12 protein-coding genes are annotated in these 15230 nt (G+C 48.7%); 1 reads left to right on the top strand and 11 read right to left on the bottom strand.

The window, feature by feature from the left end; all coding sequences use genetic code 11:
• From MKY24_RS24185 to argC, 9 genes are all read right to left on the bottom strand, one after another.
• A complete protein-coding gene (locus tag MKY24_RS24185) occupies positions 1 to 2460 on the bottom strand; it encodes a glycosyltransferase family 2 protein (protein WP_279835377.1) in 2460 nt (819 codons plus the stop codon).
• On the bottom strand, positions 2453 to 2704 hold the full coding sequence (locus MKY24_RS24190) for a hypothetical protein (protein WP_028542126.1): 252 nt from the start codon (positions 2702 to 2704) through the stop codon (positions 2453 to 2455). Before MKY24_RS24190 ends, MKY24_RS24185 begins: the two co-directional genes overlap by 8 nt.
• A gap of 515 nt (positions 2705 to 3219) precedes the next feature.
• Positions 3220 to 4632 carry an argininosuccinate lyase gene (gene argH / locus MKY24_RS24195; RefSeq protein ID WP_028542127.1) on the bottom strand — a complete coding sequence of 471 codons (1413 nt, stop codon included), beginning with the start codon at positions 4630 to 4632 and terminating at the stop codon, positions 3220 to 3222.
• 86 nt (positions 4633 to 4718) lie between these two features.
• Positions 4719 to 5954 carry an argininosuccinate synthase gene (locus MKY24_RS24200; RefSeq protein WP_279835380.1) on the bottom strand — a complete coding sequence of 412 codons (1236 nt, stop codon included), beginning with the start codon at positions 5952 to 5954 and terminating at the stop codon, positions 4719 to 4721.
• A 60-nt stretch (positions 5955 to 6014) separates the two neighbouring features.
• Positions 6015 to 6971: an ornithine carbamoyltransferase gene (gene argF / locus MKY24_RS24205; protein WP_071558148.1), complete on the bottom strand. Its 957-nt coding sequence runs from the start codon at positions 6969 to 6971 to the stop codon at positions 6015 to 6017.
• 48 nt (positions 6972 to 7019) lie between these two features.
• Complete coding sequence (locus MKY24_RS24210; protein ID WP_023990633.1) at positions 7020 to 8282, bottom strand: acetylornithine transaminase; 1263 nt, start codon at positions 8280 to 8282, stop codon at positions 7020 to 7022.
• 53 nt (positions 8283 to 8335) lie between these two features.
• A complete protein-coding gene (argB, locus tag MKY24_RS24215) occupies positions 8336 to 9175 on the bottom strand; it encodes an acetylglutamate kinase (RefSeq protein WP_025723996.1) in 840 nt (279 codons plus the stop codon).
• Positions 9176 to 9293: 118 nt separating this feature from the next.
• The gene (gene argJ / locus MKY24_RS24220) at positions 9294 to 10520 is read right to left on the bottom strand and encodes a bifunctional glutamate N-acetyltransferase/amino-acid acetyltransferase ArgJ (protein ID WP_279835383.1); all 1227 of its coding nucleotides are present in this window, start codon (positions 10518 to 10520) and stop codon (positions 9294 to 9296) included.
• 103 nt (positions 10521 to 10623) lie between these two features.
• Positions 10624 to 11673: an N-acetyl-gamma-glutamyl-phosphate reductase gene (argC, locus tag MKY24_RS24225; RefSeq protein WP_071643273.1), complete on the bottom strand. Its 1050-nt coding sequence runs from the start codon at positions 11671 to 11673 to the stop codon at positions 10624 to 10626.
• 390 nt (positions 11674 to 12063) lie between these two features.
• Between argC and MKY24_RS24230 the strand changes: the two genes are divergently transcribed.
• Complete coding sequence (locus tag MKY24_RS24230; RefSeq protein ID WP_339201025.1) at positions 12064 to 12984, top strand: SMP-30/gluconolactonase/LRE family protein; 921 nt, start codon at positions 12064 to 12066, stop codon at positions 12982 to 12984.
• A 98-nt stretch (positions 12985 to 13082) separates the two neighbouring features.
• Here the strand turns inward: MKY24_RS24230 and MKY24_RS24235 are convergent, their stop codons facing one another.
• Positions 13083 to 13982 carry a YitT family protein gene (locus MKY24_RS24235; protein ID WP_023990638.1) on the bottom strand — a complete coding sequence of 300 codons (900 nt, stop codon included), beginning with the start codon at positions 13980 to 13982 and terminating at the stop codon, positions 13083 to 13085.
• Positions 13983 to 14078: 96 nt separating this feature from the next.
• A protein-coding gene (prfB, locus tag MKY24_RS24240) for a peptide chain release factor 2 (RefSeq protein WP_103744773.1) occupies positions 14079 to 15192 on the bottom strand; the annotation gives its coding sequence in 2 pieces (ribosomal slippage) (positions 14079 to 15119 and positions 15121 to 15192; 1113 coding nt in all).
• Between the last annotated feature and the right edge of the window lie 38 nt (positions 15193 to 15230).

Consider the following 15230-nt stretch of genomic DNA (forward strand, 5'->3'; position numbering starts at 1 on the left):
TCAGGAGGACTGTGCCGGGGTATCATCCAAGTCGTGCATATCGGTCAGACCATGTGTCGTCTTCTCCCAATAGAACGGCTTGGTAATGAGCTGCCAAGCGGCTTTCACCGCAGCTATACTCATAAGTACCCAATATAACGGCGAGAGTAGCCCATATTTGACCATCGCGTATGAAAATGTTCGTTCACCGCGCTCTTCCAGTTCCCCGATGACCCAATACATTCCGGCCACGTTACTGAATACGAACAGAAAGTTACCGATATAAAATTCCGCGCTGGCCAGGTAATACACATACCCCGGGAACAGCTTGGGAATAAAGGATAATTCCCAGCCAAACCATAAAATAAGCAAGCCCCAAAAAATCGGATTCAGCAACGGCAACATCGGAGTTGCCAAAATCATCACCTGAAAGCCGAAAAAGCCCTTCCAGCCCACTTCGCGCACCAGCTTAACCGGATTGCGCATATGAACCAGCCATGTCTGCATATACCCCTTGATCCAGCGTGACCGCTGACGAATCCAGTTGCCCACGCGGCTGTTAGCTTCCTCCCATGTGCGGGAATCGACAATAGCAGTTTTGTAGCCGCCTTTATACAGACGTATGCCCAGATCGGCATCCTCGGTTACATTGTAGGGGTCCCACGCATTAATATCTTTCAATACAGATACCCGAAAATGATTGGATGTGCCGCCTAAAGGAATTGGGGTATCTAACTGCATAATACCCGGTAGCAGTAACTCGAACCACATACTGTATTCTTGAGTGAACCAGCGGGTCAGCAAATTTTGTGTACTATTAAAGTAGTTGAGCTTCGCTTGAATACATGCATAATGCTCAGGGAGTGAATCGAACGCTGCAATGACCTTTTTAAGCTGATCAGCGTCGGGACGATCCTCAGCATCGTAAATCACGACAAACTCGCCACGTGCCCGAATAAGTCCATAATTACATGCCTTCGGCTTGGTTTTCGGCAAACCGTCTGGAACGACCAGTGTCGTGTAATAGGCCGGCAGCTTCATTTCACGAAGTAGCTCGATCGTCTCAATGTCATCCTCTTCAATCAGCAGCCGCACATCCAGCTTGGACTTTGGATAATCCAGCTGCTCCAAATTCCGCAACAACATCGGAAGCACGCCCGCCTCCTTATACATAGGTACAAGAATGGTATAGATCGGCAGTTTCTTTTCATCCATGGCGTCAACCTCTTCCTTCGTAAAACGAAGCTGCGCCCCACGCCGGGAACCGAGATAAATAATGCCAAATTTAAATAGCGTCATCGCAAAATAAAACAGCTGAATCATCATATTGATGATCAACACCGTTTTCCAACTGTTCCACAAGAGACCGAGCAGTGTAATCATACCCATAGCTGCGAACACCCAAAGTTGTCCCTTTGTAAAAGTCGTCCGCGCCGAATTGTGCGGTTCTTTTTCCAATAGCCCAGTCGTGCTCTCCTGCATCATTTCTTCACCGTAGATTTTACCCCAGAGCTGCTCCATCTCTTCCTTCGTAGCAAGCACCTGCTCTACCGGCATACCCAGGATTTCCTCCAGCTTCAAGCGTCGCTCTTCTGGCAACGGATCGCTAACCGCCACAATATATCGGTTCATATACTGATGGATGACGACCACGCCATAAGCCATTGCCACTTGCTCGGGTAGTTTGTACGCCGCATCCAGCGCCAGCTCCTCACCAATGCGCCCGATTCGGTTCTGTGTAGCAATCGCGCGGTACAAATCCGCAGGTTCCAGCATTTGCAATGACAGCAAGATGTCGCCGAGCAGCCCGCCGCTCTTCGCCTGGAACTCCAGTGCGCGCTCCAGTTGTTCCGGTAATATATAGCCGGAACGAACCAGCATATCGCCTAGACGCTCCTTGGACTCGTCGCCGTCAACCTGCTCTTGGAGCTGCTCGGCTGTAATGAAGCCCATCTCTACAAGAATATCGCCCAACCTGCCACCGTAACGCTTCTGGTTACGGATGGCATCTGTCAGCTGATCGCGGGTGATCATCCCGTTCTCCACCAGTTGATCCCCCAGACGGGCCTTGCCGTTTCGTCCGCTCTGCGTTCCTGTTGCGGCCTCTTCGCCTTCCGTACCAGGGATACTGGAAGCAGCGCCCATAGCAGCTCCTGCTGCTGTCTGTTCCTGCCCAGAGGCATATTGGACTTGAGCCTCCTGCACCTGTCCATCCTGTATCCCTTCATCCAGCAATTGTTCCACAGCTGCTGCTGTATCATTGGCGTTCTGTATCGCCTGGATACGAAGTTCTGTATCCTGAAGTCGCCGTTCCAACTCTTCAATATGAAAATCAAGCTTGTACAGCACCGGGGCCTGCTCTAACCGCTGAGCCTCTAGCTGTTGTTGCAGTTGTTCGATTCGCTGACGCTCTTCTTTTATTCTTCTCTTGGTTTGGCGAATTGAAACTCCTCCAACCTGCCACCTAAGCTTGTCACCCATGAATTCCCGCCCTTTCAATCCAGCGCCGCTCTTCCGCAAGCGCATCCGCAAGCAGCTGCTTTAACTCCGCATCCCGCTGCTTTTTCCGTTCCAGCGCCGCATGGAAAAGTTCCCGCTCCTCACGCAGTAACTCCTCCGCTTGCATCCGTTCCTCATGCAATGAAGATATCAGTTGATCGGCTTCAGAAGCGCGATAACCGAACCAAGCGCTCTTTAACTGACGCGCCGTCCTTTTAGTTCTCATAATACCTCCCTAGATCATCCCGACTCTGCCTTCAGCTACATCGCTACTTTAGAGCTTTTACTTGCCGTTCTCCCGAAACCAGGACATACCTATGTTCTCATTCAAGCCCTTCATTTACACATTTATGAAATTGGCCTAATCAAAAGTGCCTCTAGTAACTTGACATTTATTTATTGAATATAGTTCTTGTCCTATCGAATTGGTAATTCAATGAAAAACTTAGTGCTATTCTACCATAATCATCGTAGGCGTAGTATACAAAAATGTAAATTCTAGAAACTTTCACACTAGCGTATTAGTAGGTATTTAGAACTATAAATTAAATGCTATGAAAAATACCTTCCAGGAAATCTATGCATTTCATGATCATTGGGATCATGAATAAAACAAATACCTCAAAAAGCACAAAAGACACCGCGAACGGTGCCTTTGAAACCTAGATTGCTAATTCCTTAAAATCTGATTTTACACAGCATCCCGCTACTGTGCAAGACAATAATATCTTTCTTTACTGATTAATTTTTCGGCTTGTGCCCTTCAAACCATGTTGATGTATTCGCCAGGAGCTGTTCACTGCGCCCAATGGCTGCCTGTACCTGCCCAGTAGCGGTTCCGCCATATACATTCCGTGCATTAACTACCGCTTCTGGTTGAAGCACCTCATAAATACGATCGTCGAACAGATCCGAAAACTGCTGAAATTCGTCCAGTGTCAGATCAAGCAAATATTTTCCATGCTGGATGCAATACAGCACGGTTTTGCCAATGACCTCATGCGCCTGACGGAACGGAAGCCCTTTGCCGACCAAAAAGTCCGCAATATCAGTTGCATTGGAGAAATCCTGGTTGACCGCTTGACGCATGCGATCCTTGTTCACCTTCATCGTGGCGATCATCGGTGCGAACAGTTGCAAGGCTCCTTCCAGCGTGGCAACGGTATCGAACATCCCTTCCTTGTCCTCCTGCATGTCCTTGTTGTATGCCAACGGCAAGGATTTCAGTACAGTCAACAAGCCCATGAGGTTTCCATAGACACGTCCGGTTTTACCACGTACCAGCTCGGGCACGTCCGGGTTTTTTTTCTGCGGCATAATGCTGCTGCCTGTGCAAAAAGCATCATCCAGCTCGATAAAACCAAACTCCGTGCTGCTCCATAGCACCAATTCTTCGCTCAGACGAGACAAATGCGTCATAATCAGCGAGGCGCCAGCCAGGAACTCTACGATAAAATCCCGGTCGCTGACGGCATCGAGGCTATTTTCATATACGCCATCAAATCCCAGTTGCTCGGCTACAAAATGACGGTCGATCGGAAAAGTGGTCCCGGCCAAAGCGCCAGCACCGAGCGGCAACACGTTAATCCGCTTGTAGCTGTCTTTGAGTCGGTCAATATCACGCTCCAGCATAGACACATACGCCAGCAGATGATGTGCAAATAAAATAGGCTGCGCACGCTGCAAGTGTGTGTATCCAGGTACAATCGTGTCCAGATTATCCTTTGCCTGCCCGATTAATGCAGCTTGTACATCATGCAGCATACCCACCAGCGATACCACACGTCCGCGCAAATACAAGTGCATATCCGTTGCTACCTGATCGTTACGACTACGCCCAGTGTGCAGCTTACCCCCGACCGGACCAATGGCCTCGATTAGATTTTTTTCGATATTCATGTGAATATCCTCATCCGAAACAGAAAATTCAATTTCCCCACGGCGGATACGCTCTAGGACCGTGTGCAGTCCTTCCTTGATCGTGTCTGCATCCTCCTGCGGAATAATTCCACATTTCCCCAGCATGGCCACATGAGCCAAACTGCCTTGAATATCTTCTTCCGCCAACGCCTGATCAAACCCGATAGAAGCCGTATATTCCTCTACCAGCTTGTTCGTTTGCTTCGTAAACCGTCCGCCCCATAGCTTACTCATTGCATGATCCCCTCTCTGCAATACAAGCCGCCCTCGTCGTTTGGACAAGAACGGCCCGCATCCCGTACATTTTTTAGGTTACATCATTATTTATGATTTTGTGTTACGCCCGCGTTGACCTTCAAACGCAGAGCATTCAAGCGGATAAAGCCTGTTGCATCGCCTTGATCGTAGGCTTGTGTCGGATCGGCTTCCATGGTCGCAATGTCCGGGTTGTACAAGCTAACCGGACTTTTAACGCCTGCACCGATAACGTTGCCTTTGTACAGCTTCACCCGCACGGTACCACTGACATTTTTCTGACTCTCATGAACCAGAGCCTGCAAAGCGACACGTTCCGGTGCGAACCAGAAACCGTTGTAAACCAAGGTAGCATAACGGGTAATCAGACTATCACGCAGATTCATAACCTCGCGATCCATCGTGATAGATTCCATTTTACGGTGAGCTGTGAACAGGATCGTACCGCCCGGCGTCTCATAGACTCCCCGACTCTTCATACCAACAAAACGGTTCTCCACCATATCCACACGTCCGATACCATGTTTGCCGCCCAGTTCATTCAGTTTTTCCATCACTTGCAGTGGATTTAGCTGTTCTCCGTTCAAAGCGACGCAGTTACCTGCTTCAAATTCCAACTCCAAATATTCTGCTTCATCAGGAGCGTCCTCAGGCGCGTTGCTGAGCAAGAACATTTCTTTATTTTCAGGAGCACTTGGATCAAACCAAGGGTTCTCCAGCACGCCGCTTTCATAGCTGATATGCAGAAGATTACGGTCCATGGAGTATGGCTTGGCTGCAGAAGCAGTTACCGGAATGTCGTGTTTTTCCGCATAGGCAATCATTTCTGCACGGCCCGGGAACTGATTGCGGAACTCTTCCAGCCGCCAAGGTGCGATCACCTTGATATCCGGCGTCAACGCCGCCGCGTTCAGCTCGAAGCGCACCTGATCGTTACCTTTGCCTGTTGCCCCGTGAGCAATGGCTGTTGCTCCCTCGGCAATCGCAATATCGACCATCCGCTTAGCGATCAATGGACGTGCAATACTCGTTCCGAGCAAATATTGTCCTTCATATAAAGCACCCGCCTGGAACATCGGATAGATAAAATCCTTGGCGAATTCATCACGCAGATCATCAATGTATACTTTGGAAGCCCCCGTAGCGAGTGCTTTTTCCTCCAAACCGTCCAGTTCTTCCTTTTGACCGATATCTGCGGTGAATGCGATGATTTCAGCATCATAAGTTTCTTTGAGCCATTTCAGAATGACCGACGTATCCAGACCGCCGGAATATGCGAGTACGATTTTTTCTTTTGCCATTGTTGAAGTCCTCCCCGATTGCTTACCTTTATCTTCTTTACCTATCAATACCTATCAATCTTATGCCATTAAAGCAACTAACAGTGCTTTTTGCGCATGCAGACGATTCTCCGCTTCATCAAAAATGACCGAATTCGGACCATCGATTACGCCTGCGCTCACTTCTTCCCCACGATGCGCAGGGAGACAGTGCAGGAATAAATAATCCGGCTTCGCCAGCTTGACCAGCTCCTCATTCACCTGGAAGTCGGCAAAAGCAAGCTCCCGCTCCTTCTGCTCTTCCTCAAAGCCCATGCTCGCCCACACATCTGTGTAGATCGCATCCGCATTTTGTACTGCTTCCTGCGGACTTTGGGTTATAACGATCTCACTACCTGTCTGTTTGGCAATTTCACGGGAAGCTGCGACCACACTCGGGTCAGGCTCGTATCCAGCTGGACTTGCGATGGACACATGCACTCCAAGCTTCGCTCCCCCAATCAAGAGGGAATGAGCCATATTGTTACCGTCTCCGATGTAAGCCAATTTGAGCCCTTTTAGCTTACCCTTTTGCTCATACAAGGTTTGATAATCAGCTAGCACTTGGCACGGATGAGCTAAATCACTCAATCCATTGATCACAGGAACGGACGCATAACGTGCCAACTCTACAACATTATCGTGCCCAAAGGTACGAATCATAATGCCATCTAGATAACGTGACATGACTTGAGCCATGTCGCTAATCGGTTCGCCGCGTCCCAGTTGAATGTCATTTTTGCTGAGGAAAAGAGCATGCCCACCCAATTGATACATACCGACTTCGAAAGATACCCGTGTACGTGTAGAGGATTTTTCGAAAATCAGTCCGAGCGTTTTCCCTTTTAGCGGCTGATAGGTTTCTCCGTTTTTGTGCTTACGCTTAATTTCAATGGCGAGATCAATTAAATACTGGATTTCCTCTGGAGAGTAATCGTCCAGTTCCAGGAAGTCCCGCCCCTTCAAATTCATCTGCTGCAGTGCGCCGCCCTGGCTCATGCTATCGTCTCCTTTTGTACTCTAGTCTAGGATGATTTGGCCTTTACACTAAGCCACATGCTCCCGAATCAATTCAGCAATCAATGTTACAGCCTGATCTATTTCGTCTTTCGTTACATACAAGTTAGGCAACAGACGAATCACGTTCGGTCCTGCTGTAATGAACAGAATCCCCTTCTTCTGTCCTGCCAAAACAAGCTCCGCTACCGGTTCTGCACACTCAATACCGACCATCAGACCTTTTCCACGGATATCCTTTACAAAAGGACTATCTCCAAGCTGCTTTTGCAGACTATGGAAAAGGTAATCTCCCATCTCAGCTGCACGTTCTGGTAGCTTGTCATCAATAATCGTTTCAATAGTAGCTTGAACCGCTGCCATAGCAAGTGGCGTACCTCCAAAGGTAGAACCATGACTGCCAGCTGTGAACGCTTCACGCAAATATCCTTTGCCTAGCATCGCACCCACAGAGAAACCACTGCCCAGTCCTTTCGCCAATGTAAAGATATCCGGCTCTATACCATAATGCTCAAAGGAAAACAGTTTGCCCGTCCGTCCCATACCTGTTTGTACCTCGTCAATGATCAGCAGCAAACCATGCTCGCGGCACAGCTTTGTGATCACATCTACGAAAGCAGGGTCTACCGGATACATGCCACCTTCGGCCTGCACCATTTCCAGCATAATTGCCGCCGTATGCTCACTGATGGCTGCTTCAAGCGCCGTCTGATCATGAAGCGGAACACTTTTGAACCCAGCAGGAAGCGGTAAAAAACCCTCTTTAACTTTGTCCTGACCCGTAGCAGTCAAGGTTGCCAGCGTCCGTCCGTGAAAGGATTGCGTGAACGTAATGATTTCGTAGCGACCAGTCTGCTTTACCTTCTGGTGGTAACGACGCGCCAGCTTAATTGCAGCTTCGTTCGCTTCGGCCCCGCTGTTGCAGAAAAACACAGCATCCGCGCTGCTATTTGCTGTCAGCAAGGCAGCGGCTCGTTCTTGCCCCGGAATATGAAACAGATTGGATACATGCCACAGTTCATCGATCTGTTTTTTCAATCGCTCAGCTACTGCTTGAGGCGCATGGCCGAGATTGGTAACGGCAATGCCTGACATGAAATCCAGATAACGCTTGCCCTGATCATCCCACAGCCAGCTTCCTTGTCCTTTTACCAGCGTAAGCGGGTATCTTGCATAGGTTGGAAAAAGAGAGCTTTCTGTCTGCGCTTTTGCCGACACCTTTTCCGTTTGCACTCCGCTTCCATCCGTACTTGGCATTTCCTCGCTCACCAGCGTATTCGGTTCCTTACTCATTATGTTCACGCTCCTTTATCGTTTGGTTATATAGGTCGAGCTATATATTGTAATTACTGCATACGCACGATGCGTGTTCCAATCGATTCTCCGCCCAGCACACGGCTTAGTACCTGCGGTTCGCTACCGTTCACAATGACGACTTCCTTCACTTTGCCGTGGATACAGGCAATAGCCGCTCTCACTTTCGGGATCATGCCACCGTATATTTCACCTGTGCTGATCATATCCTCAATCTCCTGTACAGTGATAGAGTCCAGCACTCTCTTTTCTCCGCCATACTTCTTCAATATGCCTGGTACATCTGTAACGACGATCATCCGACTGACCCCCAGATGAGAGGCTACCGCACCCGCCGCTGTATCCGCATTAATGTTGTAACGCTGACCCGATCGATCAATCCCGATGGGTGCAATAACAGGCATATAGTCCATATCCAGTACACCTGTAATAATCGAGGCTTGAACGGATGTTACCTCTCCGACCCAACCGACCTCAGCGGCATTCGACACAGGCTTGGCTTCGATTAAATAGCCATCACTGCCTGACAACCCCAACGCTCGGCCCCCATGCATCCCTATTCTACGTACAATTTGCTTGTTAATGCTGCCTGCCAGTACCATTTCCACGACATCCAACACAGGTTCGGTCGTTTTGCGTAATCCATGAATAAACTCCGTTTCGATCCCCAGCTTCGCCAAGTTGTCGGAAATCGCAGGGCCACCGCCATGTACAATGACAGGTTGAAGACCTTCCGACTGCAAACGCGCCAAATCTTCAAAAAAGGAATCAGGTAACGCAGCCAGCGTACTTCCTCCGCATTTCATCACAAAATTACGACGTGCCACTCCCGCATGATTCGCTTGATCCGCGTGTTCCACTGCCGATTGCATATCATCTCTCCTTTTCTTCTCTGCATATCCGTGCCATTTTCAAATGATGCTGGGCTTACATCCGCTCGTTGCTTCTAACAACTACTAACCTTATTCAATCCGTATTTTATTCTGGTACCTATGTCCGATAAGCAGCGTTAATCCGCACATAATCATAGGTTAGGTCACAGCCCCACGCTGTAGCGATTCCATTCCCGTGATGCAAATCAACAATAATCTGCACCGTATCTCCCCGCAAATAGGCTAGCGCCTCTTCTTCGTCAAAAGCGACCGGACTCGATTGGCTTAGCACAACAATATCACCCAAGCGAATATCTACCGTATCTGGATTAACAGGTTCTCCGGCACGCCCTACGGCCGCAATAATCCGTCCCCAATTCGCATCTGCTCCGAAAACGGCCGACTTGACCAGACTGGACCCAACCACTGTCTTGGCTATCGCTTGGGCGGACGCATCGCTTACCGCTCCGCTTACAGACACCTCTACCAGCTTCGTAGCACCCTCTCCATCGCGAGCAATTGCCTTCGCCAGCTCTCGGCAGATATAGGTGAACGCCTCGGCAAAAGCGTCCCAATCGGGATGCCCTACGTGCAGTTCACGGTTGCCAGCCAGTCCGCTCGCCATGGCGATTAGCATATCGTTCGTGCTCGTATCCCCATCCACCGTAATCATATTAAAGCTGGTATCCGTTGCCTGCTTTAATAGTTGATGAAGCGCCGTCTGTCCAATCACTGCATCACAGGTCATAAAAGCGAGCATCGTTGCCATATTCGGATGTATCATGCCCGATCCCTTGGCCGCCCCGGCGATGTGTACGGTCACACCGTCCACCTCAACCGCCACACACGCTTCCTTTTTAACCAAATCCGTTGTCAGAATGGCTTGGGTAAATTGCTCCGCTCCATCGTTTGCCCCGTTCATACGGTCAGGTAAGGAGGATATTCCGCCAAGCACACGATCCATTTTCAAATGCTCGCCGATCACGCCCGTCGAGGCGACGGCTACATTGCTCTCAGCAACACCCAGTTCACGAGCCGCAGCCGAACGCATAGCGTAGGCATCCTGCTCCCCTTGCTGTCCCGTGCAGGCATTGGCGTTCCCGCTGTTCACCACTACTGCCTGCAATCGACCATCTGCCAAGCTCTCGCGGGTCACCTTCAGCGGTGCAGCCTGAAACACATTGGTGGTGTACACCGCAGCAGCTGTCGCCTCTACCTCGCAACGAATCGCGCCCATATCGTTGCGGTTCGTATTTTTTAGTCCGCAGTGTAATCCCCCGGCTGTAAAGCCACGCGGAGTTACGATGTTCCCCCCGTTTACTACTGTAAACTCTACTTTGCCCATAATTATGTGCCCTCGTTCGCAACATATTCGATGAATGGCAGCTGCCTGTATTCGAAATTCCGCTCGCTGACGTTTCCTGCATCTTGTTGCGGTTACTTGCTACTTACGGATATACCGGTATGAAGCCCAGCCCGAGGTTCTCCTCCCATCCCATCATCAAATTTAAATTCTGAATCGCCTGTCCAGCTGCACCCTTCACAACATTATCAATGACAGAAATAATCGTAAGACGCCCGGTTCGGGCATCTGCTGCAAAACCGATGTCGCAGTAATTCGAACCCAATACTTCCTTCGTTGCTGGCCATATACCTTCGCCACGTACACGGACAAAAGGATGCCCTTTATAATAATCCCGGTATAACCCGATAAGATCCTGATCTGTATGGTCACCCTTCAGCGTGACATAAATTGTACTCATAATTCCTCGGGTCATGGGAACAAGTTGTGTCGTAAACGTAATCGTAACGTCCTCGCCCGCAATATCACCCAGTACCTGTTCGATCTCAGGGATGTGCTGGTGCTTATTCACCTTATAAGCCTTGAAATTCTCGTTCATTTCCGCATAATGCGAAACAAGACTTGTTCCCCTACCCGAGCCGGATACACCGGATTTGGCATCCACAATCAGCGACCGATGGTCAATCCAATCCGCTTTCAGCGCAGGAATAATCCCCAGCAATGTTGCGGTCGGATAACAGCCTGGATTTGAAATAAAAGAAACGCCCGCCAGCTTTTCTGCATACACCTCACTGAGTCCGTATACCGCTTGCTTGAGATACTCGGGTGAAGCCGCAGGCTTTTTATACCATGCTTCATACGTTTCCCCGCTTCGAAGCCTGAAGTCCCCGGAAAGGTCAATGACTTTCAGTCCTGCATCAAGAAGCTGCGGCACTAACTTGGTACTAACGCCCGATGGCGTAGCAGTGAAAACCAGATCGGCCTTGGCAGCAATTTCGTGGACTTCGACTCCGTCCAAATCCTGCACCACAATGTCCGTTAGATGTGGAAACCCGTCACTGATTGGGACACCCGCGCTGGACGAAGAAATAACAGATACAATATCTACTTGCGGATGATGAACCAAAAAACGAATCAGCTCCACCCCGCCATACCCGGTGGAACCGACAATTGCCACTTTTAACTTGCTGCTCACAGACCTTCCTCCATTCCGTTCCTATGAAATATGTATTATTATACGACTCTATTCATATAAATACAACACCTCATGTCATGTTATTCCTCCAAATTTAAAATATGCGCTCTTGTCTATTCTTTTGACGGACAAGCTGTACGAGCTATAATAAAGGAAATAAAAAATAGACAGAGAGTCTCTTGAATACAGTCTGCCGTTTTGCATAAAGAAAAGGGGGGGATATTCCCTTTAAATTATCTCATATATTGGTATTCATCTCGATTGGCCGTTTGCTGCACTTTATGAACTTGTTGAACATGAAGGGAGTCACATGGGCTGCATCTAGTGAATCTGCGCAGAGGAGCCGCTGAAGCGGATAATTGGGGTCGAAAATAAACTTAAACGTTAGGGGTGCTACACATCGAAACATATACAGCGAATATCGTTATAGATGCAAAGGCAAAGTTAGGCGAGGGTCCCAGCTGGGATCAGCGGTTTCAGCGTTTATTTTGGGTCGATATTGAAGGTTTTCAATTGCATATCTATGATCCTTCTACGTGCACAGATCGTACAATAGAGGTTGGTGAACATATTGGTGCAGTTGTACCTTATCTCAAAAATAAAGTGATCGTAGCGCTGATTAGCGGTCTATATTGTTTGGATATTGAGACAGGGGCCAAAGTATTGATCCATGATCCTGAGGAAGGTAAACTAGGTAATCGTTTTAATGATGGAAAATGCGATCCTACAGGACGTTTTTTAGCAGGAACAATGAGCCTAAATGGCGAACACGCGCAAGGAGCATTGTATAGTCTGAGCACAAAAGGCAATGTCTCCTTACTGGTTGATAAAGCTTCCATATCTAATGGATTAGCCTGGAGCGCAGATCATCGTACAATGTATTACATTGATACTCCAACATTGGAGGTCGTCTCCTTCGATTACGATGTGGCACAAGGCACGATTAGGAATAAGCAACTGGTGGCTAGATTGGATGAAAGTGAAGGGTATCCAGATGGCATGACAATCGATGCTGAGGGCATGTTGTGGGTCGCGCGATGGGGTGGTAAACGTGTCTCCCGTATCCATCCTGCTCATGGAGAAGTGATTGCTGAGGCGTCACTCCCCGTCAATTGTGTGACTTCGTGTGCTTTTGGCGGTGAACATCTGGATGAGTTATATATTACGACTGCTCAAGATAATGATAGTGCCAATCAACCATTAGCAGGCGGTCTATTTATGGTTAAAACAGGGGTAAGAGGAACGCTAACCTCGTATTTCAATCAAGGACAAACGGCAAATTGGCTTGAACGATTAGTAAAAGGAATCTAGGAAAGCCATTCTGAAGAGAGAGGAGCCTAATTAGTAGGCTCTCCTGCTCTCCTACATTAATTCAGTTAAGAGCATACCTCCAGACAGGCCCCTTTGTTTTAGCTTTCCTTCTTAAACCCTTCACCCAATACCTCACGAGTATTACTAATAATCACAAAAGCTTCCGGGTCTACCAAGCGGACGAGCGTCTTGAGGCGAGTTACCTCGTTTTGTCCGACTACAACCATAAGAACAGGACGTTCTTCGTTCGTGTAACCGCCCCGCCCTGCCAGCTCTGTCAATCCTCGGTCCAAATCCTGCAAAATAGCCTGCGTGATCGTTTCTTTCTGATTGGATATGATGTAAGCTACTTTGGAGTAGCTCAGTCCCATTTCCACAGCATCAATGACCTTACCAGTTACAAACAAGCCAATCAACGCATACAGCGCACGTTCCGGCGAGAGGGCGAAACCAGCCAGTGTAATCACCGTGCCATCCATCAACATGACACAGAGAGAAAGACTAAAGCCCGTATACTTTTGAATAATCTGCGCCAAAATAGCCAGTCCACCCGTCGAGCCCCTGCCCCGAAATACAGTCCCCAAACCCAACCCTACTCCGATTCCACCATATAGCGAAGCCAGCAACGGATTTGTTGTCGGAACTGCCCAGTCCTTCGTGACATAAACGAATAGCGGCAGCATAATACTTCCCAGTAAAGAACGCAAACCGTATTTTTTCCCTAACAGCAGGACCCCTGCTATAAATAACGGAATATTCATTCCCCACTGCGTATAGGCTGGTTCCAGGCCAAACAGGTCCTCACCCAAGATAGACAAGCCCGATACACCCCCGGATGCAATCCGGTTTGGAAGCAAGAACATGTTAAAGGTCAGCGCTGTAATGAAAGAGCCGAGTATAATCAGCAAAATGTCGGTCACGTTGCGTGCGGGTCCGCTGGCGGCAATCAGAGGCTTACGGCGTCTTCGGCGGGCAGCGGGGGGATTCAATTGAGACATCATTCGTGTTCTCCTTTAGTTAAAAATACCGTTACACAAAAATTCCTACAGTCCGCAGGCACATGGTCTGCAGACTGTAGGAAAACGTACAGGCTATTATTCTGCGTCCAGCTTAATTTGGCTGCGCAGGTAACCATCGATGAACGGATCGAGATCGCCATCCATGACAGCTCCTACGTTGCCAGTTTCCACGCTAGTACGATGATCCTTAACCATGCTGTATGGATGGAACACGTAGGAGCGAATTTGACTGCCCCATGCAATATCGGACTGTTCTCCGCGGATTTCGTCCAATTGCTGACGCTGCTCTTCGATCTTACGCTCGTAGAGCTTGGAACGGAGCATCGTCATTGCCTGCTCACGGTTCTTGATCTGGGAGCGCTCATTTTGACAAGTTACCACAATGCCGGAAGGAAGATGCGTAATTCGAACGGCTGAGTCGGTCGTATTAATATGCTGACCACCTGCACCGCTGGCCCGGTACGTATCAATTTTAAGATCCTCTGTCCGGATCTCAACGTCCACATCATCCGCAATTTCCGGTACGACATCGCAGGATACGAACGACGTATGCCGACGACCCGAGGAATCAAATGGAGAAATGCGAACGAGACGATGCACGCCTTTTTCTGCTTTGAGGTAGCCATAAGCATTATAGCCCTTGATCAGCAGCGTTACACTTTTGATCCCTGCTTCATCACCCGCAAGGTAATCCAGCGTTTCTACCTTAAAACCGCGTTTTTCTGCCCAGCGTGTATACATCCGTAGCAGCATTTGACCCCAGTCCTGCGACTCGGTTCCACCCGCCCCCGGATGCAACTCCAAAATGGCATTAAGCTTGTCATATGGCTGATTCAAAAGCAATTGGAGTTCAAACTCTTGAAGCTTGCTCAGCAAAGATCTGATACTATTTTCAATTTCTCCAGCCAGTGTTTCGTCGCCTTCCTCATCAGCTAGCTCAGCCATCATCCCCGCATCCTCATATTCCTGACGGAGCTGTTCATAGCTGTCTACAGAAGACTTAACCGCGTTCATTTCCGCGATCACGGCTTGAGCTTTATCGTTATCATCCCAAAAATCAGGCGCAGCCATCTTTTCCTCAAAGTTTGAGATCATTTCCTGTTTGAGATCTAAGTCAAAGAGACCCCCTAAGGTTTGTTAGTTTCTTGCCTATTTCTCTTAAATCATGTTTTACATTTGGATCAATCATGATGACATTCTCCTTTTAATATAGGGTTAGGGGAGTAA

This window comes from Paenibacillus sp. FSL P2-0322, from assembly GCF_037975315.1.
Taxonomy (GTDB): Bacteria; Bacillota; Bacilli; order Paenibacillales; family Paenibacillaceae; genus Paenibacillus; species Paenibacillus polymyxa_B.